Origin of the sequence: Pseudoalteromonas rubra (assembly GCF_005887095.1) — a bacterium.
In the GTDB taxonomy this organism is placed as follows: Bacteria; Pseudomonadota; Gammaproteobacteria; order Enterobacterales; family Alteromonadaceae; genus Pseudoalteromonas; species Pseudoalteromonas rubra_E.
The window spans coordinates 15,567-36,147 of record NZ_PNCI01000059.1; the positions used below are offsets into that span (position 1 = coordinate 15,567).

Consider the following 20,581-nt stretch of genomic DNA (forward strand, 5'->3'; position numbering starts at 1 on the left):
AATTTTTACGGAGCCGCGATGCTGTAACGGGTGCGGCTCCGCCTTGGAAATAGGTCTTTGTCACCCGGAGTAATATTCAGAAGTAGCATATGGCACAGCAAGCCACGGGAGTTGAGACTTCACTGCGTATGAGTGAGCAGAGATATGAAAGAATTTTTGATGACCGACGAGGACTTCAGCAGTATCTCTCGACGCGTTTACGAAACATGTGGCATTGTGCTTGGGCCTCACAAACGCGATATGGTGTACTCGCGGCTTGCACGCAGGGTGAGAGCAAACGGGTTAAGCTCTTTTTCTGACTATCTTGAATTTCTAAATGAAGATACAGACGCAGAGTTTAGCCACTTTATTAATGCCATCACGACAAATCTGACCTCTTTTTTTCGTGAGTCACATCATTTTGATTTTTTGCACCAACAAGTGATCCCTCAGCTCAAGGAGAGGCATAAAACAGATAGACGCATCAGGATATGGTCAGCGGGTTGTTCTACCGGAGAAGAAGCATACAGTATTGCTATGACAATCAGTAATGCGTTTCCAGCTGACTGGGATGTCAAGGTACTGGCAACTGACCTAGACTCCAACGTCTTGCACAAAGGGCAAGAAGGTATCTATAACAGCGCTTCAGTGACCGGCCTGACCGATGAACACCTAAAAAAGTGGTTTATGTGCAGCCCTGATGGAAGCCAATACAGAGTAAAAGATAAGTTGCGGGCAAGTGTGTACTTTAAACGCCTTAACTTGCTTGAGCCCTGGCCTATGAAAGGGCCTTTCGATGTGATTTTTTGTCGCAATGTGCTGATCTATTTTGACAAGACAACAAAGGACAGGTTGTTTGAGAACTTCTATCAATTGCTGGCAGAGCACGGTTATTTGTTTATTGGCCATTCTGAGACAATGGGCAAGGAGCATCTGGAGTTTAAGAACCTGGGGAAAACTATGTATCAAAAGGCAGCACAGATATGAATCAGTTTCAGCCAGTACTACACGGTTTTGAGCATGTAAAACGGTTCTGGGATTCTGGCCGGGGAGCTGTAGTGGCCAAAGTACTGCCAGGAGAGTTTTATGTGTCTAAAAGCGACGAACTGATTTCGACTGTCTTGGGCTCTTGCATTGCCGCATGCATTTATGATGAAAAACAAGGTGTTGGAGGTATGAACCACTTTATGTTACCTGGCGTAAAGGGTACCTCCTCAATTCATGCCGATGATCTCAATTGCCGCTATGGTAACTGGGCGATGGAATATCTGATTAACGAAGTGATTAAAAATGGCGCCAGACGTGAAAACCTGAAAATAAAATTGTTTGGTGGAGGTAAAATCATCAGTTCGATGACTGACATAGGCATTGGCAATATTCGGTTTGCGGAAGCCTATGTTGAGGAAGAACAGCTCGCGCTGGTTTCTCACGATGTTGGTGGTCCGTGGCCACGCAAAGTGGTATTCCACCCCCAAACCGGCAAAGCTCAGGTTAAAAAGTTACGTCAGATGCATAATGACACCATTGAAAAACGTGAGGTCAAATATCTGCATGATATTGAAGAGCAAGGCAAACAAACTGATATTGAGCTGTTTTAGAGGGAATGCATGATTAAGGTATTGATAGTTGACGACTCCCCATCACTCAGAGCGATATTAACGGCGGTTTTGGAGGCTGCCGATGACATTAAGGTGGTTGGCGCAGCAGAAGACCCCTATCAGGCACGAGACATGATTAAGCAGCTGAACCCAGATGTGTTAACACTCGATATAGAAATGCCAAAAATGAACGGGCTGAGTTTTCTTAAAAATCTTATGCGATTACGCCCCATGCCCGTGATTATGCTGTCGACTTTAACGCAACAAGGATCGCCCGCCACACTGGAAGCGCTTGAATTGGGTGCAATCGACTTTATTGCCAAACCCACCTCAAATGTCGCTGAAAAGCTCACTGCCTACGCAGAAACGCTACATCAGAAAATAAGAATTGCTCGCCAGGCCAATCTCTACGCATTTCGTGCAGAAAAAGATACCAGTCAAATGCCGGTGTCTCAGCATACACAGTTTAAAAGCAGTGCCGTATTGGCACTAGGGGCATCTACCGGTGGTACCGAAGCGCTGCGTGAAGTGTTGGTGCGCTTACCCAAGCATTGCCCCCCCGTCGTTATAGCACAGCATATACCACCGGTGTTTAGTACCTCGTTTGCGCTGCGTATGGACCGTTGTTGTGATGTACATGTGAAAGAAGCCGAGGATGGTGATGTCCTTATGCCCGGCCATGTGTTTATTGCACCGGGAGACATGCACCTCAAAATCGTTCAAAAAGGCGGGCGCTTGCAATGCCAGCTCTGTCAGAGCGAGAAAGTTAATCGTCATCGGCCATCTGTTGATGTGTTGTTCGATTCTTTGATGCCGTGGGCAAAACAAGTGAGTGCAGGCCTGCTAACCGGTATGGGCAGTGATGGTGCTGCAGCTTTATTACGTCTGAGAGAGGGCGGAGCAAAAACGTTGGCTCAGGATGAAGCCACATCGGTTGTGTGGGGCATGCCCCGAGCCGCCGTTGAACTGCAGGCGGCTGAGAAAGTGGTCCCCTTGTCTAAAGTGACAATGGAGTTGCTTAATGCTGTGAAGCGTCAGTAACGACCCAAGGTTGTGAGTACCAATAGAACTGTCCGCTAAAGCGTTTAGACGGCGCAGTACAGTTGTATCTCGAACGGCCACTAGACAAAGGTTTGGGGGTTGTAATGGTCACGGTCTTTTCTCCCTGCCAAGTCAAATCGGCTTTGCCTAACCCTGAAACAAAACAAGCAAACTGGTTTTGGTAGAAATCCATTTCTTTAAAAGTCAGCGTGATTGATGGGGTTCGATTATCCGTGACCGAGTCCTGGTAGTCAGCTTTTGCAAGTGAAAATGCCAGTGAATACAGTTTGGTTTTTAAGGTGCTGAGATTGGCATAAATGCCGGATGCAGGAAACCGTGGCAGCCGGGTAAAGTCTGAGTCTGGCCCCACAGCACCAGAATGTTGGCCAATCCCGACCAGGCCAAGTTCCGCGACCAGATCCTGTAAAGGGCGATCGAACTCGCCGTAGGGATAAGCTATGTAAGGTAAGTCATGACCTATTTCTTCTTTGATCCTGGCCTGTGACCAGACCAAATCCTGACGGATCCGGCTACGCCATTGTGCCTGGCTTTCTCCTGCCTTTTTGAGGTGTAAATAGTCATGTTGCGCACTGTGATTGGCGATTAATGCGCCGCGTTTTGACAGTTGTCGTAGCTGTGGCCAGCTCATAACGTAGCCTTTCTTTTCATCGATAAGCTTAGGATTTACGAAAATTGTGTAAGGGTAGCCAAACTGTTCAAGTATCGGTGCGGCGGCTTCCATATTGTTTAGATAGCCATCATCAAAGGTGATGGCGACTGTTTTAGGTGGCAGGGTTTTTCCTGCTTGTAGCTGCTGAATCAGTTCATCTAGCGCGATGACTGAGAACTGCTCCGACTTAAGAAAATTCAGGTGCTGGCGAAAAGTAGCTTCACTGACACTGGTCACCGCCGGCAGTTTTTCACTGACATGATGATATTGTAGAATGACCGCGGCCAGGCCTGTTCGGGTATTAAATAAAACGAGTATAAGAACTAAAACATGAAACCACTTAATCGAGCGCATACTTCCCACCATTTTCAGTTGCTTGCTATTGCTGCTCCGATGATTTTATCAAATATTTCGGTGCCCCTGTTAGGGTTAGTTGATACTGCTGTGATTGGTCATTTGAGTGATGCATATTACCTTGCCGGGATAGCGCTGGGCTCTGGCAGTATTGCTTTGCTGTTCTGGCTGGCCAGTTTTCTGCGAATGAGTACCACGGGGGAGATTGCTCAGGCACATGGTCAGCAGGATTCAGGCCGGGCGCTGCAGTCACTCTCAGCCAGTATGAGTTTTGCTCTGGTATTTTCTTTGTTGCTGATAGGGTGTACGCCTTGGTTGCTTGAGCTCATAGCGGTGTTGTCCGGTGCAACGTCTCAGGTGCTTGAGCAAGCCGAGGTATACTTCTCCATTAGAATTTATAGTGCGCCAGCGGCCATGCTAAACCTGGTGATGCTTGGGTTTATGTTGGGGATGCAATACGGGCGTGGTCCTTTCTATGTGGTGCTGTTTACTAATATCGTTAATATAGTGCTGGATGTATTGTTTGTGGTGGTGCTGGATTTTGCCGTTGCAGGTGCCGCCTGGGCATCAGTGATTGCAGACTATTCGGCGCTGGTGTTGTCTTGTTGTTTGCTTCGCAAGGTGCTGAACGACGCTGGCTGGCAGTGGCAGCTCAAAGTTCCTCACCGACAAGAAGTACAGCGTCTGCTGCATCTGAATCGTGATATCTTCATTCGTTCACTCATGCTGCAGCTGTGTTTCAGCTTTATGACCTTTTATGGTGCAAGACTGGGCGAAGATATTCTGGCTGCCAATGCGGTATTGCTGAATTTCCTGATGCTGGTGAGCTTTGCGATGGATGGCATTGCCTATGCGGTCGAAGCTAAAGTCGGGCAGGCAAAAGGAGCCCGGGATCTGACTATGTTAAGGCGCTGGGTCCGGATCAGCTGCTTCTGGGCTGGTTGCTTTGCACTGTTATACACGGGGGTATTTACCCTTTTTGGTCCGTTTGTAATTGGCTTATTGACCGATATTCCTGCTGTTATCGATACTGCGCAAATATATTTGCCCTGGTTGATAGTGCTTCCATTGATTGCAACAAGCTGCTTTTTGTTTGATGGTGTTTTCGTAGGTCTGACCCGCGCAAAAGAAATGCGCAACAGTATGTTATTGTCTGCTGTGCTTGGGTTCTTCGTGCCGTTCTGGCTGGTTCAGCATTGGGGGAATCATGGCTTATGGTTTGCCATGAGCTGCTTTATGGCACTGAGGGGGCTGACCCTGATACTCAAGTTCCGGCAGTTGAGTGTCAGACAGCAGTTACTGGAGTAGGTAATCTAATGAGGAGGTGGGTTACTCCTCAAAGGCTTTTTTGGCTGCCGCTTTGGCTGCTTCGCGTGCCGATAGCACCTGAGAAAAACGGTTGGCGAAAATTCCCAGGTAACCATAACCTGCAACACCCAGCGCGGGTATCAGAACCATCACTCCAGGCAGTTGCAGCCAGGGCTGATAAAAATAGCCTAAGGCAATGAGCACCATACTCAGAACAAATAACGCCAGCCCTGAGAGGAAGAATCGCAGGCTACGCTTAGGGTGCGACCCTAAGCGATATATTAAATACCGCATACGGATTTAATAGTAGGAGTGATCGCCCCGTGAGTGTTCGGTGATGTCACGGACACCGGTGATTTCCTCGAACTTAGCGATCATTTCTTTTTCGATACCCTCTTTGAGTGTGACATCGATCATAGAGCAGCCGTTACAACCGCCGCCAAATTGTAATACGGCAATGCCCTCGGCCGTGATTTCAACCAGGCTGACCTGGCCACCGTGATTGGCTAATTGAGGGTTTACTTCGGTCACCAGCATATGCTCGACACGCTCTTCCAGTGACGCATTGTTGCTGAGCTTTTTCGCTTTAGCGTTAGGCGCTTTAAGGGTCAGCTGGCTGCCCATTTTATCAGTGACAAAGTCGATCTCTGCTTCTTCAAGGAATGGTGCACTTTCTGCGTCGACAACGGCATCAAATCCATTGAATGGTAAGCGGATATCGCTGTCTTCAACGGCATCGGCTGGACAATATGAAACGCCACATTCAGCCTGAGCTGTACCTGGGTTTACGACGAATACGCGAATGTTTGTACCATCGGCTTGGTCGGCCAATAGCTTGGCAAAGTGTGACTGAGCTGTCTCTGAAATTGTGATCATAATCTACGCTATACTTGACTAAATTACTCGGTTAATCCCTATGATACTCCCCTCATCTTGTTGTAGCTAGTGTTGGGCGTAAAAATTTGCAGCAACTCGAGCCTCATTGCTAGCGTACTGGCTGGTTAAAAATTGCCGGAGTAGATGGAGTAACTATGTATCGCCTGTTAATCGCGCTGTGTGTGTTGAGTTTGCAACTCAGCGCCAAGCCACTGAGTTTTTATTTTGATGACACACAACAATTTGACCCACTCATTCCAAAACCACATGAGGTGCTGGGGTATGAAGTCGGAGAGTGGCATGTGCGCCCGGAGCAATTGGTACACTACTTAAGCAAGTTGGCAGAGGCCAGCCCGCGGGTAACGATAAAGACCATAGGTCACAGCCATGAACACCGGCCACTGGTATTACTGACGATCACCAATGAAAAACGGCTTAAAGACATAGAAGCAGTAAAAAGTGCACACCTCACTGCGCTGCAACAGTCACAGCCCCGTAAAGAGGCGCCGGCCATTGTCTGGCTCGGTTATAGTGTTCACGGCAATGAACCGTCGGGCAGTAACACGGCCATGCTGGTGGCTTACTATCTGGCGGCTGCTCAGGGGGAGAAAATAGAGGCCCTATTGCGCGATACTGTGATATTGCTAGACCCATCACTGAATCCGGACGGATTGGCGCGTTTTGCTAATTGGGCGAATAGTCATCGCGGCCAGGTACTGTCAAGCGACCCGCAACACAGAGAGCATGTTGAAGGCTGGCCCTCTGGCAGAACCAATCACTATTGGTTTGATTTAAATCGGGACTGGCTGTTGCTGCAACATCCCGAGTCACAGGCACGGATCGCGGCATTTCATGAGTGGAAGCCTAATGTCTTGGCTGATTTTCACGAAATGGGACCTAACTCAAGCTACTTTTTCCAGCCTGGGATCCCATCGCGCACGCATCCACTGACGCCCGAGCGTAACCAAAGTTTAACTGCGGCCATTGGTCAGTTTCATGCAGATGCACTGGACCAGACCGGTCAGCTGTATTTTACTCAGGAGAGTTTTGACGACTTTTACTATGGCAAAGGATCAACCTACCCGGATATTAATGGCTCTGTGGGTATTTTGTTTGAGCAAGCCAGTAGCCGTGGCCATGCACAGGAGACCATTAATGGCTTGCTGACCTTTCCACAGACGATCAAGAACCAGCTTATTACTTCATTTTCAACAATTCAGGGAGCGGCTGCTAACCGTCAGGCACTACTTGATTACCAGCAGCACTTTTATTCAAGTGCGCTCAAAGAAGCAAAACAACAAGACTTTCAGGGATATGTGGTGTCGGCTGGTAAAGATCTATATCGGTTAAAGCAGTTTGTTGCGTTATTGAACCAGCATCAGGTGAAGGCGTATCGGCTGGAAAAACCATTAAAGGTTAAAACACATCAATTTAAGGCTGGGGATCTTTACATCCCACTGGCGCAGCCTCAGGTTCGCCTCATCCTGGCCATGTTCAGCGAACAAACGCATTTTAAGGACAATACATTTTACGATGTATCGGGATGGACCTTGCCATATGCCTATGACCTGGACTTTGCGCAGGTCGCCAGTAGTTGGGGTCTGAATGTCAGTGACACTCAGTGGCAGCCGGCCGCCTTGAGTGAACCAGAGCCGATGTCTGATAAAGCGTACGCTTATGCCTTTTCATGGCAGCATTATCTGGCACCTAAGTTACTTAACCAGCTATTGACACAAGGGCTGGAAGCGCGGGTCGCATTGCAGTCATTCACTGCCAAACTGGCAAACGGAGAGCAACATTTTGATGCCGGCACGGTTGTGATCCCTGCGGGGCTGCAACACCAGCATGACTGGCAGCACTTGCTGACAAAGCAGGCAAGGGAACTCGGTATTCCCCTTACAACTATCAGCTCGGGTCTGACGCCCCAGGGGATCGATTTAGGTTCCCGTCGTATGATGCCACTGCACAAGCCTGAAGTATTATTGGTGGGTGGTCAGGGTACCAGTCAGTATGAGGTGGGCGAAGTCTGGTACCATCTCGACAGGCATGTGGGGATTGCCCCCAGCATCATTGAACTAAATCGTCTTGAACGGGTTGACCTGAGTCGCTATAGCCACATTGTGCTGGCCGATGGGCGCTATTCAGCGCTGAGTAAAAAAGCGCAAGCTGCTATTATCAGTTGGGTCCATAAAGGCGGTGTTATCTGGGGTCATAAGCGCGGTGCGCAGTGGCTGATCGAGCACCAGTTGCTCAATGCCAAGGTCATCGGCAGTAAAGAAATGCGCGAGGCGTTTGATACCAAGGGACTGCGTTTTGAAGACAAAGAGCAACTGGCTGCACAACAAAGAATTGCAGGTGCCATTTTTGAGACACGCTTAGATCTGTCCCATCCACTGGCCTTTGGTTTTGACAATCACATCTTGCCAGTATTCAAAAACAGCACCTGGGTGATTGAGCCCAATGAAGCCCCGTTCCTCGATGTGGCTGTGTATCAACAACAGCCGCTACTTGCGGGTTATGCTGACGAGCGGAATGTCTCACAAATCGCAAAATCAGCAGCACTGGTCGCTGACAGCTATGGAAATGGGGTGGTAATAGCGATGACGGACAACCCTGTGTTTCGTGGTTTCTGGTATGGCAGCAGCCGACTGTTTAATAATGCGCTCTTTTTCGCACAAGCAGTTCATTAGGCTGGCGTCAGACATGTAGCACATGCCCAGATCTGTTCAGCGCCAGCGCGTTGGCAGAGCTGGGCAGCTGCATTTAGGGTTGCCCCAGTGGTGATCACATCATCAACCAACACAACACGCCTGCCAACCAGTGTTCCCGATAAGGTAAAAGCCTGGCGCTGGTTTTGCAATCTTGCCCTGCGATTCATCGATTGCTGGGGTCGGGTCATACGTTTTGATAATACAGGTAGAATCGATAGCTGGGGTTCAAGTACTTGGCCCCAGGTCTGCATCACCTGATTAAAACCACGGTTGATCAAACGGTGTCTGGGCAAAGGGATAATAATAGCGGCATCAACATCAATCAGTTGCTCCTCACAGTAGCACTGCCACTGGTGCGCAATGACCTGACGTAGCAAGCAGGCTGCATGGTTTCTCTGATGCAGTTTTAACTCACACAGCCAACGTTTCAGTGCGCCACGATACCACCCACAGGCGATCAGCCCATCACAGCAAGGTAAGCTAAACTGCGCTTGTATATCCGGGCGAAATAGCAGGTTCCCCTCTGCAGGCGAGAAAAGTGGCAGGGCCTCCAGGCATGATGCGCACAGGCCAGTGGTTTCCATTGGACTGCGGCAACAGGCGCACTGGCAGGGGAACAGAGTCTGCGTGATTACACGGGATAATGACATTGCTTTCCATCCTTGAATCGCTATCATAGCGACAAGTTTGGTTGAGGAAGTGAGTTAATGCAAAGCGAAATTGTCTTATTGCACGGCTGGGGAATGAATAAACAGGTATGGCAGCTGAGCGTTGAAGCGCTTCAGCAAGCACAAGCTTTGCCTGTCCGTGCGGTGAATTTACCTGGCTTTGGCGGTGCGGCGTTTCCTGAGCACATCTCCACCTTAGATGAGGTTGCGGATGACATTGCAGCTCAGTTGGGTAATGGCTCAGTGCTGGTAGGTTGGTCGTTGGGTGGACTTGTGGCCCTCAACCTGGCGCATCGATATCCGGAAAAAGTCGCTAAACTTGTGCTGGTGGCATCTAATCCCTTCTTCGTTGAGCAACCAGACTGGCCTGGGATAAAACCGAAAGTACTGGCAGGGTTTAAACAAGCACTGGCCGATGACAGCGCCAAAACCATAGAGCGGTTTCTCGCGATTCAGGCGATGGGCAGCGAACATGCCCGGGATGACATCAAACAATTGCGTCAGCTGTTAAGCCTGCTACCAGCCCCGCACCCTAAAGCACTCAGCCTTGGGCTGGATGCATTGCAGGGCTGTGACTACCGCGCTTATTTAGGTGCACTCCGTCAGCCTGTCTTTGGTTTTTTTGGTCGTCTCGATACACTGATACCGAGTGATGTGATTGAGAGAATGGCTACACTTAATCCGCAGTTTAAGGCGTTTACTTTCCCCAGAGCATCACACGCGCCGTTTATTTCCCATAAAGATGAGTTTGTTACTCATTTAAAATCAATTCTTTAGTTTTCTACAATGGAAAAAGCGGCAATTTTTTGCCGCCTTTACTTTATTTCGTCTATAAATTGAGCAATAATTAATGTGAGATTTTCTAACTTTAGGGCGAAATATGGCAGTCAATGATATCCTCAATGCAGGTGTTCAGGGTTTTGAGTTTGCCCGCCAAAGTGCCGAGCAAGCCGCAGCCGATATTAACAAGGCAACACTGGACCAGCAAAGTGAGCAACAGGTTGCTCAGCAACGTCAACTCCAGGGCGCATCCAGTAATGAAGGCGTCACTGCGCCTGTGGGACAACCCCCCAGGTTAGACGAAGCTGTGGTTGACCTAAAAGTAGCAGAATTTAACGCCAAAGCGAACGCGCAGACCATTCGCACAGCCGACGAAGTATTGGGTACTTTGATTGATATTAAAGTGTAATGAATATAGTAACGCCACCCCCGGCGATGAACCTAAACACGGCGAACGTCTACACTGAGACGGCGCAACGTGACAATCAGCTCCGCGAGGTTATTCCTAAACCTGCGCCGGTTTCTCCTGCGTTTACGGAAAACAAGCCGCTGTCTGACGGTGAAAAACAAAAAACCTTTTCTGCCGATGATTCCGGCCTGTACGACAGTACAGGTCAGCTTAAAGATGGTAAGACGATTGAAGAGCGTCAGGAAGGAGAACAAGGTGAGCAGGGCAATCAACAGGATCAGCAAGACCCGCAAGAACTAAGCGATCGTGAACAGGCTGAACTGGAAGCTGAGCAAGCCCAGATACAAGAACTGAAAGAGCGGGATCGGGAAGTGCGCCTGCACGAAGAAGCGCATGCCAGAGTGGGTGGTCAGTATGCAGGGTCGCCCAGCTATGAATATCAGCGCGGTCCGGACGGCAACAATTACGCTGTTGGCGGCGAAGTGATGATAGACGTAGCGCCGACTGGGGATCCGCGTGAAACCATAGACAAAATGCAAACAGTTCGTGCAGCAGCGTTAGCGCCGGCAGAGCCTTCGGGTGCAGACAGAGCTATCGCAGCAGATGCAACGGCCAAAATTGCACAGGCTCAGGCTGACCTTGCCAAACAATCCATCAGCGGTGAAGACGCGGATGAAAACGGCAACCGGGTTGTGGGGTATCAGACTCGTCGCCTGAATGAAGATGAGTTAAACGAGCAGCAACCTGAGTCTGCGCGCCTGGAAGAAGAGGTAGACCCATTTGCGGTAGCGCTGCCTATCGACAGGGATCCTGAAATAGCGTCACGGGCATTGAGAATAGAGGGCTTTTACGGCCATGTTGCCAAGCCCAAAGAAGCATCTCAGCTATCGGTGGTAATTTAAATAGCAAATAAGCCCAATCAGTTAAACGACACAGGCCCGCTTATGCGGGCCTGTGTCGTTGTGTTTATCAGCAATTACTTTTTCAGCTTGGCAAAGGCTTCAGCAAAGGCATTGCCCATTGCAGCGTTGCCGTTGTCGCGACGATTGTCACGCCGAGTGTCTTTGCGCTGTGCTGTTCGTTGAGACTTGCCACCGGGCTTTTGCGCGGCGGGCTTACTCTGTTTTTGTCCTGCACTTGCCGGGATCTCATCGTTTAGTCGCATGGTAAAGCTGATCCGCTTACGGGCTACGTCTACTTCAATGACTTTAACTTTAACAATGTCACCTGCCTTAACCACTTCTCGTGGATCGGAGATAAACTTGTCTGTCAGTGCTGAAATATGGACGAGTCCATCCTGATGTACGCCAACATCGACAAAGGCACCGAAGTTAGCAACATTAGAGACGACGCCTTCAAGGGTCATGCCAACCTTTAGGTCGGAAATGGTCTCTACCCCAGCTTTGAACTGAGCCGTTTTAAACTCGGGGCGAGGATCGCGACCTGGCTTGTCCAGTTCACCCAGAATATCAGTGATGGTTGGCACACCAAACTTGTCATCGACATAATCGGCAGGATCCAGTTTGCCCAGTACATCACTGTTACCTATCAGTGCGGTGACATCCAGTGATCTACTACCGCAGATTTTTTTCACCACAGGGTAAGCCTCGGGGTGAACCGCTGAGGCATCCAGAGGGTCATCACCATTGGCAATACGCAAGAAACCCGCAGCCTGTTCAAACGCTTTTGGCCCCAGACGCTCTACCTGTTTCAGCTGTTTACGGTTGCTAAATGAGCCATTGGTATCCCGAAATTTAACGATGTTGGTGGCCAATGTTTTATTTAACCCTGACACACGCGTTAATAGAGGCACTGAGGCTGTGTTGACATCGACACCAACCGAGTTTACGCAGTCTTCTACAACGGTCGTTAGTGTCTGGCCCAGCTGACTTTGTGATACATCATGTTGATACTGGCCTACACCAATCGACTTAGGCTCAATTTTAACCAGTTCAGCAAGTGGGTCCTGTAATCGGCGAGCGATCGACACGGCACCACGTAACGAGACATCCAGATCCGGAAATTCATTGGCAGCAAACTCCGAAGCGGAGTAGACCGACGCGCCTGCTTCACTGACCATGACTTTAGTGAGCTTCAGCTCACTGGCGGCTTTCAGCAGCTCGGCGGCTAGTTTGTCTGTCTCGCGAGAGGCCGTGCCATTGCCAATGGCAATCAGCTCCACTTTGTGTTGACGACACTGTTGTTCCAGGGTGCGCAGTGATTTATCCCAATGATTTTGCGGCGCATGTGGGTAAATTGTAGTGGTTGCCAGTAACTTGCCCGTCTTGTCGACAATGGCAACCTTACATCCGGTTCTGAGGCCTGGATCGATCCCCATTGTCACACGCGGTCCCGCTGGGGCCGCCATCAGCAGATCTTTGAGGTTTTTGGCAAAAACATCAATGGCGCCTTGCTCAGCAAATTCCCGAGTCGCACCCAGCATTTCATTTTCAAGATGCGTGGCCAGCTTGATCTTCCAGGCCCACTGCACAACCGTCATCAACCAGCTACTTGCTGCACGGCCCGATACATCCAGACCGTAGTGGTCCGCTATCATCTGAGCACAATATTGTTGGGGGTCTTCTGCCTGTGGTTCCGGGTTGATAGACAACTGCAGAATCCCTTCATTACGGGCCCTGAGCATGGCGAGTGCACGGTGAGACGGGACCCCAGCCAGTTTTTCATCGTGTTCAAAGTAGTCACGATATTTACTGCCAGCATCTTCTTGCCCCGCAACAACACGGCTCTGTAAATAGCCATGTTGTTTTAACTGGTTTCTGAACTTGCTGAGTAATTTTGCGTCTTCTGCAAAGCGCTCCATCAGGATAAACTTGGCACCATCCAGTGCGGCTTTGCAATCCTCAATGCCTTTGTCTGCATTGATATAGGCTTCAGCCGCCAGTTCTGGTGCTTGATCCGGATCGCTGAATAGTAAATCGGCCAGTGGCTCAAGCCCAGCTTCAATGGCAATCTGGCCCTTGGTACGGCGCTTAGGCTTGTAGGGTAAGTATAAATCTTCCAGTTCGGTTTTACTTTGTACCTGGTTGAGTTCTGACGCAAGCTGTTCGGTGAGTTTGCCCTGCTCATCAATGGTCTTAATAATGAAAGCTCGGCGTTCCTCCAATTCCCGTAAATAGCCCAGGCGCTGTTCAAGCAAGCGCAGCTGAGTATCATCCAGGCCACCGGTTACCTCTTTACGGTAACGGGCAATAAACGGAACGGTCGCACCTTCATCCAGTAGTGCGGTAGCAGCATCCACTTGCTGTTGTGATGCGTTTAGCTCAGCAGCTAAACGGGCTGAGATATTGCTCATGCAAAATCCTTATATAGTTCAATTGGCTAGCTCTATTTCTTGGCCAGCATTTGCGGTCATCATATCATATCTGGAACGGATGTGGTCAGGCCGTGTAATCGATCTTATTGACGTACCAAAGCATTTCCCCTTGCGGGGTTTTCACACTGTATTCTTCATCAACTGACTTTCCGAGTAGCGCTCTTGCCATGGGAGAATCGATTGAAATGTAATCATTTCGCTCATAGATTTCATCTGGCCCTACAATGCGAAAGCGCTTAACCTCACCATCGTCATTCTCTATTTCGACCCAGGCACCAAAATAGACCTTACCTTGTTGCTGCGGTGAGTACTCTACAATTTTCAAGTCTGGCAGGCGTTTACGTAAATAGCGGACGCGACGGTCTATTTGGCGTAGCAAGCGCTTGTTAAAAGTATAGTCGGCGTTTTCTGAGCGATCGCCTAAACTTGCTGCCCAGTTAACGATCTTTGTTACTTCCGGGCGCTTTTCAAACCATAAGTGATCGTGCTCCTGCTGAAGCTTTCGATAGCCCTCAGGTGTAATTAGGTTGGTTTTCATCTTTTGCATACTAGGGTGAAACGACTACATGTGTTTAGTGTACTCCGGATCCGGGTGCATACCAATTCCACAAAACTTGAAATCTGTAAGGCCAAACCAGGTAAACACTTGTAATGTTCGGTAACAATCTTATTCTGTGTTTATGGTGTCTAAGCGTTTTAATTTCAATTATATTTAGGTCAACTAGAGAAAAAATAAGAAGAATGCCAATGGGGAATGAAACCACTAAAGTGTTAGTCGTTGACGATGATATGCGTTTACGCAGCCTGCTGGAGCGATATTTGGTTGAGCAGGGCTTTATTGTTCGCAGTGCTGCTAATTCTGAACAAATGGACAGATTGCTTGAACGTGAAAACTTTCATCTGATGGTGTTGGATCTCATGTTGCCAGGTGAGGATGGTTTGTCTATCTGCCGTCGACTCAGGCAAAAAGAAAATGAAATACCCATTGTCATGTTGACGGCAAAGGGAGATGAAGTTGACCGGATCATTGGCCTGGAGCTGGGGGCGGACGATTATTTACCAAAGCCATTTAATCCACGTGAGTTACTAGCACGGATCAAGGCGGTGTTACGCCGCCGCGCTAAAGAGGTACCTGGTGCGCCAGCGGTCGAAGAAAATGAAGTCGAATTCGGAGCCTTCAAACTCAATCTGGCAACCCGGGAAATGCAAAAAGGCGATGAAACCATCGCCCTGACCAGTGGAGAATTTGCTGTGCTGAAGGCGCTGGTGAGCCACCCCAGAGAGCCACTGAGTCGTGACAAGCTGATGAACCTGGCCCGTGGCAGAGATTACAGCGCACTGGAGCGCAGCATTGATGTTCAGGTTTCGCGCTTGCGCAGAATGATAGAAGAAGATGCCTCTAACCCCCGTTATATTCAGACTGTCTGGGGTCTGGGTTATGTTTTTGTCCCAGATGGCGAGAAGTAAATGAGTATCCTGCCTCGCAGCGCATTTGGACAGACGGTATTTTTTGTCGGTGCGCTGCTGCTGATCAACCAGATTGTTTCCTACATTACGGTGACCCTGTACGTGTTTAAGCCGACCTTTGAGCAGGTTAACCTGATGCTCGCCAAGCAGGTCAAAACGGTGTTCATTGATTGGGAAGAAGGCGTTGAGGTCGACTCTGCTTTATCGGAAAAGTTTTTTGAGATCACAGGCATTCAGGTCATGGCTCAGCGCGAGGCCTACCGCAGCGGGCTTGGACAGGCAAAGGAATATACTCTGCTATCACGCAGTATGTCTGAGCAGCTTAATGGGTCTGCCCGGGTGCGGATCAGTCAGGGTGACCCTGTTGTTTACTGGGTAGAAGCACCTCAGGCACCGGGTTATTGGGTGCGGGTGCCCCTCACGGGTTTTTCTGAAACAAAAATGGAATTTCTCGTATTCTATCTCTCCAGTATCGGCTTTTTAAGCGTACTCGGAGGCTGGTTGTTTGCTCGGCATCTGAATCGGCCGCTTAAGGCCTTACAGATTGCGGCCAGTCGGGTTGGAGTCGGTGATTTTTCTACTCGTCTGATTGAACATGGTTCCACGGAGGTTATCGAAGTAACTCGTGCATTTAATAAAATGTCCAAAGGGATCGCAGAACTTGAGAATGATCGACGTTTGTTGATGGCGGGTGTATCCCATGATTTAAGAACGCCATTGACGCGTATCCGTCTAGCGACGGAGATGATGTCGGATGAGGAAGCCTATTTAAAAGAAGGAATAATCGACGACATTGAAGACATGAATGCCATCATCGATCAGTTTATTGAGTACCTGAGACATCATAACAGCGGAGAAATGGTGCTGGATGATGTCAATGCGGTTGTTGAAGAAGTTGTACATGCTGAACAACAGCATCAAAGAGAAATCGTCCTGACAACGACGGCAAATATCCCCGCGGTCATGATGAATCATGTTGCACTAAAGCGTGTGGTAACCAATATGATTGAGAATGCCATCCGCTACTCTGAGGATAAGATAGAGGTGATGACAGAGTTCAGTGCTCGTCACAAAGCGGTTTTTATCAAAGTGAAGGACCGCGGCCCTGGGATCCCGGAAGAGGAGTTAGAATCGCTCTTTGAGCCGTTTAAGCAAGGCGATCAGGCCCGAGGGAGTGAAGGTAGTGGTTTAGGCCTTGCTATTATCAAGCGGATCGTGTCCACCCACGGCGGAAAAGTGCGCCTGCGCAATCGTAAAGAAGGCGGTCTGAGCGCCGAAGTTATGCTGCCGGTAGCGAAAAAATTCGGCACCATGAATACTGCACCTGAGCAGTCAAAGCCCAGTGAATAAACGCGACTTATCTTATCTGCCCGGCTGTTTGAGTGCAGTAACCAGAGCTCAGCTGCTTAGTATCATTGGGCAGTGCTTTGAGGGAATAGAGCCCGAGGCCTATTTTGCTTACTACTTTGAGCAAGACGGGCCCATTATTCGGCGGCTGCGCTTGTATTACACGCAGGCGGGCGAGCTGGCAGGGTACTGTTTGCTCACTTTTGACGACAGCCATCAGGCCTTTTGTGTCATCGGCGCATCGGCCGGCTTTTTGCCGCAATTTCGCGGCAAAAACAACACCTTTTCTTTTTCTATTCTTGAGGTGACCAAGGCGTATCTGCGCCGGCCCTGGCGCACTTTGATATATGCAGATACCATGCTCAGTCCTGCCATGTTCCGGGCTATGGCAAAAAACATTGCCACAGTTTATCCAACCGCGACAGGCTCATCGACGGAGTCTCAATTGTATCAGGTGTTAAATCCGACTGGGCTTGAGAGTGACGTGAATGGGATGTTGTGTCTTAAACTGGTGGGAAGAAAAACACGTTATTCAGCTGCGGAAGTGGCTCAGTTTAAAGCCAGTAACAAAGCAGAAATAGCCCATTACTGTACTGTGAACCCCAACTTTGATGAAGGGGTGGCATTACTTGCCGTGATCCCGGTAACCTTAAGACAACTTCTCGCCACAGCCTGGAAGCAGCTTAAAAATCTGTTTTAGTCGGGCTGCACTCGATTTCAGTTCTAGCTTAAATTCAGGCACAAAAAAACGCCCAACGAGGGGCGCTTTTGATAAAGGAATCTGATTCTAAATCAGCTTAGCCGCGAGGACCTGCTGATTTGATGGCTTCAGAGACATCGTATTTTGCGAAGTTCGCTTCGAAATCTGCAGCCAGCTTAGACGCATACTCAGCATATTTTGCTTTGTCTTCCCAAGTGTTGATTGGGTTAAGCAGTTTGCTGTCTACGCCTGGTACAGCAACTGGTACGTCCAGGTTTAGCGCGTCAATGTGTTGTGTTTCTACGCCTTCCAGTGTGTCGTTAACGATAGCATCAATCACAGCACGTGTGGTTGGGATATCGAAACGCTTACCAATGCCGTAAGGACCGCCAGTCCAGCCAGTGTTAACCAGGTAAACTTTTGAGTTGAACTCACGTACACGCTTCATCAGAAGCTCAGCATAAACGCCGGCAGGGCGTGGGAAGAAAGGTGCGCCGAAACAAGTCGAGAAGGTTGACTCGATGTCTGACGTAGAACCAATTTCTGTTGAGCCCACTTTGGCCGTATAACCGCTCAGGAAGTGATAAGCTGCTGCTTCTTCAGACAGAATAGACACTGGAGGCAGTACACCGCTCACGTCACACGTCAGGAAGACGACTGCACGAGGCTCACCAGCACGGTTTTCTACTTTACGCTTTTCAACGTGCTCAAGCGGGTAAGCTGCACGGGTGTTTTGCGTCAGGCTGGTGTCATTGAAGTCAGGTACGCGTGCTTCGTCCAGTACCACGTTTTCAAGGATGGTGCCGAACTTGATTGCGTTCCAGATAACTGGCTCGTTCTTTTGCGACAGGTCGATACATTTTGCGTAACAACCGCCTTCAATGTTGAAAACACTGCCAGGTGCCCAGCCGTGCTCGTCATCACCGATCAGGAAGCGTTTAGGATCAGCCGACAAGGTTGTTTTACCTGTGCCAGACAAACCGAAGAATAATGTGGTGTCGCCTGCTTCGCCTACGTTTGCACTACAGTGCATTGGCAGTACGCCCTTCGCTGGTAACAGGAAGTTCTGTACAGAGAACATAGACTTTTTCATTTCACCGGCGTAATGCATACCTGCGATAAGCACTTTGCGCTCTGCAAAGTTGATGATAACCGTACCGTCACTGTTTGTTCCGTCGCGCTCTGGGTCGCAAACGAAAGAGGGTACATTCATCACCTGCCATTGGGGCAAATCAGCTGCATTATATTTTTCAGGCTCGATAAACATGTTCTTGGCAAAAATATGGTGCCAGGCTGTTTCTGTTGTTACAACAACGGGTAGATAGTGTTCAGGATCTGAACCCACTTCAAGGTGAGAGACGAAGTGGTCGTTGCTGTTCACGTGTGCTTCTACACGGGCCCACAGCGCGTTGAATTTGTCTGCATCGAATGGGCGGTTAACGTTACCCCATTGGATGTCATTTTCTGTGCTTGGCTCTTTAACGATAAAACGGTCGTTAGGTGAACGCCCTGTGCGGCGGCCAGTTTTTGCTACAAAAGCTCCATTTGCGGCCAAAGTCCCTTCACCACGGCGGATGGCGTGTTCGACAAGTTCAGCTGCAGTTAAATCGACAAAACGAGTAGCGCTTGAAGTCATGTTTATACCTAAATGTGAGAATTGAACGGGATAGCTCTGGAGAAGTTTCACCAAAAGCTGAAATCATAGTAACAGATGAAATTCAGATATTCGAGCCCTGAAACTAGGTAAAACGCCATAAATTTGTCAAAAAAATCGAATAATTTCAATGATACCGGTGTCATGAAATGAGACCTTAAAATGACACCGGTATCAATTTTTAGCGACAAAAAAGCCGCCAAAATGGCGGCTTGTCTCCGGTTTGATAAAAGTAGCCTGGCTAATTAAAAATTGCCTTAATATCTTGCTCCTCAAACCGGTAATTTTTCAGGCAGTAATGACAGCTAATATTGATCTCGCCCTGCTTTTTAACGTCATCAAGTAACGCATCACGACCAATGTTAACCAAAGCGCTGATGGTTTTATCGCGGCTACACCCACAGACAAAATTAATCGCCTGAGGTTCGAATAGTTGTGGGTTATCTTCGTGATATAAGCGTGTCAGCACTGTTTGCGCGTCAAGCTCGAGCAGTTCCTCATCTTTAATGGTGTTGCTGAGTGCTTCCAGATGGGCAAAATCTTGTTCCGATTTGGCTTTGTCTACCGGCAGCACCTGTAAAAACAGTCCGGCTGCTTTAGCGCGCTCACCACTGACATCGGTGGCAAACCACAAGCGAGTTTTTAATTGTTCAGACTGAACAAAGTAGTCTTCCAGGCAGGCAGCCAGGGTCTCGCCACTTAGCGGTACCACGCCCTGATAGCGCTCGCCCTTATCAGGAGTAATGGTGATCACCATATAGCCTTTGCCCATCAGATCCTGAACACTGCTACCTGCAACCTCACCTTGCACTCGGGCAATGCCACGCATATTTTGTTTGTGGTCACCATTGATGGCAGCATATTTGACCGGCCCATCTCCCTGCAATTGCACTGTGATGTCGCCTTCAAACTTTAATGTGGCGGTCAGCAGGCTGGACGCAAGTAGTAGCTCGCCCAACAGGGTTTGTACTTCCTTTGGGTAGTCATGACCGCTGATAATGTCATTAAAGGTGTGTTCAATTTGTACGAGCTCACCACGTACATCGAGTTGATCGAAAATATATCGATGAAGTAAATCTTGTTGCATCAATTCAGATCCTAGCTAGATTTCAATTTAAGCAGTTCGCGACGCTGCTTTTTATCCGGTTTATGCTCGGGGCGCGGAGCAAAAAAGCTATTGTTTTTGCGCGCTATGGCGTTTTGCGCCCGTTTTTCAAGGCTGGCTGCGGACTCCTCATAGAGTGTCTGAGCGATAGGCGCACTCTGGCGCTTTTCCATTAACTTCAGCACGGTGATCTCCTTCTCATCGAAGCCCTGTGCCAACTTTATCACCGCACCAACATCAACCATTCGGCTGGGTTTACAGCGCTGGCCGTTGTAGTGTACCTTGCCACCCTGGATCATTTCTCGGGCTATGGTACGAGTTTTATAAAAGCGTGCCGCCCAGAGCCATTTGTCCAGGCGTACTTTCACTTCGCTTAGGTTGTTTTCTTGATTGACTTTTGTCACAATTCGTTAACTAATGCCCAAAGCTAATTTAATCGGTGAAATTTAACACATTTGATGAGGCAAAAAAAGCATCTGGACACGCTCTGATGTGGTTATATCTCAGCCACAAGCACTGTTAATACTGTGTTCAGGTAGGTATCCTAAGTTGTACCTATTTACTTTAAAGTTTCATATAC

The 20,581-nt window shown here is 48.9% G+C and carries 20 protein-coding genes; 11 read left to right on the forward strand and 9 right to left on the reverse strand.

Going from position 1 to position 20,581, the window contains the following annotated elements:
* Positions 1–144: 144 nt before the first annotated feature.
* Genes CWB99_RS20865 through CWB99_RS20875 form a run of 3 tightly spaced genes read left to right on the forward strand, consistent with a single transcriptional unit; the run spans position 145 to position 2,618 of the window.
* A complete protein-coding gene (locus CWB99_RS20865; RefSeq protein WP_138551710.1) occupies positions 145–966 on the forward strand; it encodes a CheR family methyltransferase in 822 nt (273 codons plus the stop codon).
* Positions 963–1,577 carry a chemoreceptor glutamine deamidase CheD gene (cheD, locus tag CWB99_RS20870; protein ID WP_138551711.1) on the forward strand — a complete coding sequence of 205 codons (615 nt, stop codon included), beginning with the start codon at positions 963–965 and terminating at the stop codon, positions 1,575–1,577. The genes CWB99_RS20865 and cheD overlap by 4 nt, the downstream gene beginning before the upstream one ends.
* Positions 1,578–1,586: 9 nt before the next feature.
* Positions 1,587–2,618 carry a protein-glutamate methylesterase/protein-glutamine glutaminase gene (locus tag CWB99_RS20875; RefSeq protein ID WP_138551712.1) on the forward strand — a complete coding sequence of 344 codons (1,032 nt, stop codon included), beginning with the start codon at positions 1,587–1,589 and terminating at the stop codon, positions 2,616–2,618.
* Here the strand turns inward: CWB99_RS20875 and CWB99_RS20880 are convergent.
* Entirely contained in the window at positions 2,596–3,642 is a 1,047-nt protein-coding gene (locus tag CWB99_RS20880) for a polysaccharide deacetylase family protein (RefSeq protein ID WP_138551713.1), read from the reverse strand. The genes CWB99_RS20875 and CWB99_RS20880 overlap by 23 nt on opposite strands.
* Here CWB99_RS20880 and dinF point away from each other — a divergent pair.
* Positions 3,619–4,950: an MATE family efflux transporter DinF gene (gene dinF, locus CWB99_RS20885; protein WP_138551714.1), complete on the forward strand. Its 1,332-nt coding sequence runs from the start codon at positions 3,619–3,621 to the stop codon at positions 4,948–4,950. The two genes, CWB99_RS20880 and dinF, sit on opposite strands and share 24 nt — an antisense overlap.
* 21 nt (positions 4,951–4,971) lie before the next feature.
* On the opposite strand, the gene CWB99_RS20890 is transcribed toward dinF, so the two are convergent.
* On the reverse strand, positions 4,972–5,244 hold the full coding sequence (locus CWB99_RS20890) for a hypothetical protein (RefSeq protein WP_138551715.1): 273 nt from the start codon (positions 5,242–5,244) through the stop codon (positions 4,972–4,974).
* A 6-nt stretch (positions 5,245–5,250) separates the two neighbouring features.
* Positions 5,251–5,826: a Fe-S biogenesis protein NfuA gene (gene nfuA, locus CWB99_RS20895; protein ID WP_046007063.1), complete on the reverse strand. Its 576-nt coding sequence runs from the start codon at positions 5,824–5,826 to the stop codon at positions 5,251–5,253.
* Between the two features lie 155 nt (positions 5,827–5,981).
* Here nfuA and CWB99_RS20900 point away from each other — a divergent pair, with 155 nt between their 5' ends.
* Entirely contained in the window at positions 5,982–8,516 is a 2,535-nt protein-coding gene (locus CWB99_RS20900) for a M14 metallopeptidase family protein (RefSeq protein ID WP_138551716.1), read from the forward strand.
* Here the strand turns inward: CWB99_RS20900 and CWB99_RS20905 are convergent.
* A complete protein-coding gene (locus tag CWB99_RS20905) occupies positions 8,513–9,187 on the reverse strand; it encodes a ComF family protein (protein WP_171045415.1) in 675 nt (224 codons plus the stop codon). The two genes, CWB99_RS20900 and CWB99_RS20905, sit on opposite strands and share 4 nt — an antisense overlap.
* Positions 9,188–9,244: 57 nt before the next feature.
* On the opposite strand from CWB99_RS20905, the gene bioH reads away from it, so the two are divergent.
* The 3 genes from bioH to CWB99_RS20920 all read left to right on the forward strand — a co-directional run bounded on the left by bioH (position 9,245) and on the right by CWB99_RS20920 (position 11,296).
* Positions 9,245–9,982, forward strand: a complete 738-nt coding sequence (gene bioH, locus CWB99_RS20910; RefSeq protein WP_138551718.1) for a pimeloyl-ACP methyl ester esterase BioH — start codon at positions 9,245–9,247, stop codon at positions 9,980–9,982.
* Positions 9,983–10,085: 103 nt separating this feature from the next.
* Complete coding sequence (locus CWB99_RS20915) at positions 10,086–10,394, forward strand: hypothetical protein (protein WP_046007059.1); 309 nt, start codon at positions 10,086–10,088, stop codon at positions 10,392–10,394.
* Positions 10,394–11,296, forward strand: a complete 903-nt coding sequence (locus CWB99_RS20920; RefSeq protein WP_138551719.1) for a putative metalloprotease CJM1_0395 family protein — start codon at positions 10,394–10,396, stop codon at positions 11,294–11,296. The genes CWB99_RS20915 and CWB99_RS20920 overlap by 1 nt, the downstream gene beginning before the upstream one ends.
* Positions 11,297–11,370: 74 nt before the next feature.
* Here the strand turns inward: CWB99_RS20920 and CWB99_RS20925 are convergent, their stop codons facing one another.
* Both CWB99_RS20925 and greB read right to left on the reverse strand, forming a co-directional pair.
* On the reverse strand, positions 11,371–13,707 hold the full coding sequence (locus tag CWB99_RS20925; RefSeq protein WP_138551720.1) for a Tex family protein: 2,337 nt from the start codon (positions 13,705–13,707) through the stop codon (positions 11,371–11,373).
* A gap of 85 nt (positions 13,708–13,792) precedes the next feature.
* Entirely contained in the window at positions 13,793–14,266 is a 474-nt protein-coding gene (gene greB, locus CWB99_RS20930) for a transcription elongation factor GreB (RefSeq protein ID WP_046007056.1), read from the reverse strand.
* A 209-nt stretch (positions 14,267–14,475) separates the two neighbouring features.
* On the opposite strand from greB, the gene ompR reads away from it, so the two are divergent.
* From ompR to CWB99_RS20945, 3 genes are read left to right on the forward strand one after another with little or no spacing between them, the layout of a single operon-like run.
* Positions 14,476–15,195 (forward strand): osmolarity response regulator transcription factor OmpR, encoded by a 720-nt coding sequence (gene ompR / locus CWB99_RS20935; protein ID WP_054017535.1) that lies wholly within the window; start codon positions 14,476–14,478, stop codon positions 15,193–15,195.
* Complete coding sequence (envZ, locus tag CWB99_RS20940) at positions 15,196–16,545, forward strand: two-component system sensor histidine kinase EnvZ (protein ID WP_138551721.1); 1,350 nt, start codon at positions 15,196–15,198, stop codon at positions 16,543–16,545.
* Positions 16,538–17,242 carry a hypothetical protein gene (locus CWB99_RS20945; protein WP_249332028.1) on the forward strand — a complete coding sequence of 235 codons (705 nt, stop codon included), beginning with the start codon at positions 16,538–16,540 and terminating at the stop codon, positions 17,240–17,242. The genes envZ and CWB99_RS20945 overlap by 8 nt, the downstream gene beginning before the upstream one ends.
* Before the next feature lie 97 nt (positions 17,243–17,339).
* Here CWB99_RS20945 and CWB99_RS20950 read toward each other — a convergent pair whose 3' ends face one another.
* From CWB99_RS20950 to hslR, 3 genes are all read right to left on the reverse strand, one after another.
* Positions 17,340–18,878 (reverse strand): phosphoenolpyruvate carboxykinase, encoded by a 1,539-nt coding sequence (locus tag CWB99_RS20950; protein ID WP_125721725.1) that lies wholly within the window; start codon positions 18,876–18,878, stop codon positions 17,340–17,342.
* 259 nt (positions 18,879–19,137) lie between these two features.
* Positions 19,138–19,983: an Hsp33 family molecular chaperone HslO gene (hslO, locus tag CWB99_RS20955; protein WP_138551722.1), complete on the reverse strand. Its 846-nt coding sequence runs from the start codon at positions 19,981–19,983 to the stop codon at positions 19,138–19,140.
* Positions 19,984–19,994: 11 nt separating this feature from the next.
* Positions 19,995–20,405, reverse strand: a complete 411-nt coding sequence (gene hslR / locus CWB99_RS20960; RefSeq protein ID WP_138551723.1) for a ribosome-associated heat shock protein Hsp15 — start codon at positions 20,403–20,405, stop codon at positions 19,995–19,997.
* Positions 20,406–20,581: the final 176 nt, after the last annotated feature.

Bases quoted from the DNA above. Each gene is read 5' to 3' on its own strand.
- dinF (WP_138551714.1), top strand. From the start codon at position 3,619: ATGAAACCACTTAATCGAGCGCATACTTCCCACCATTTTCAGTTGCTT.
- CWB99_RS20925 (WP_138551720.1), bottom strand. From the start codon at position 13,707: ATGAGCAATATCTCAGCCCGTTTAGCTGCTGAGCTAAACGCATCACAA.
- CWB99_RS20920 (WP_138551719.1), top strand. From the start codon at position 10,394: ATGAATATAGTAACGCCACCCCCGGCGATGAACCTAAACACGGCGAAC.
- ompR (WP_054017535.1), top strand. From the start codon at position 14,476: ATGGGGAATGAAACCACTAAAGTGTTAGTCGTTGACGATGATATGCGT.
- CWB99_RS20950 (WP_125721725.1), bottom strand. From the start codon at position 18,878: ATGACTTCAAGCGCTACTCGTTTTGTCGATTTAACTGCAGCTGAACTT.
- greB (WP_046007056.1), bottom strand. From the start codon at position 14,266: ATGAAAACCAACCTAATTACACCTGAGGGCTATCGAAAGCTTCAGCAG.
- envZ (WP_138551721.1), top strand. From the start codon at position 15,196: ATGAGTATCCTGCCTCGCAGCGCATTTGGACAGACGGTATTTTTTGTC.
- nfuA (WP_046007063.1), bottom strand. From the start codon at position 5,826: ATGATCACAATTTCAGAGACAGCTCAGTCACACTTTGCCAAGCTATTG.
- CWB99_RS20900 (WP_138551716.1), top strand. From the start codon at position 5,982: ATGTATCGCCTGTTAATCGCGCTGTGTGTGTTGAGTTTGCAACTCAGC.
- CWB99_RS20890 (WP_138551715.1), bottom strand. From the start codon at position 5,244: ATGCGGTATTTAATATATCGCTTAGGGTCGCACCCTAAGCGTAGCCTG.
- CWB99_RS20875 (WP_138551712.1), top strand. From the start codon at position 1,587: ATGATTAAGGTATTGATAGTTGACGACTCCCCATCACTCAGAGCGATA.
- bioH (WP_138551718.1), top strand. From the start codon at position 9,245: ATGCAAAGCGAAATTGTCTTATTGCACGGCTGGGGAATGAATAAACAG.
- CWB99_RS20880 (WP_138551713.1), bottom strand. From the start codon at position 3,642: ATGCGCTCGATTAAGTGGTTTCATGTTTTAGTTCTTATACTCGTTTTA.
- cheD (WP_138551711.1), top strand. From the start codon at position 963: ATGAATCAGTTTCAGCCAGTACTACACGGTTTTGAGCATGTAAAACGG.
- hslO (WP_138551722.1), bottom strand. From the start codon at position 19,983: ATGCAACAAGATTTACTTCATCGATATATTTTCGATCAACTCGATGTA.
- CWB99_RS20915 (WP_046007059.1), top strand. From the start codon at position 10,086: ATGGCAGTCAATGATATCCTCAATGCAGGTGTTCAGGGTTTTGAGTTT.
- CWB99_RS20905 (WP_171045415.1), bottom strand. From the start codon at position 9,187: ATGTCATTATCCCGTGTAATCACGCAGACTCTGTTCCCCTGCCAGTGC.
- CWB99_RS20865 (WP_138551710.1), top strand. From the start codon at position 145: ATGAAAGAATTTTTGATGACCGACGAGGACTTCAGCAGTATCTCTCGA.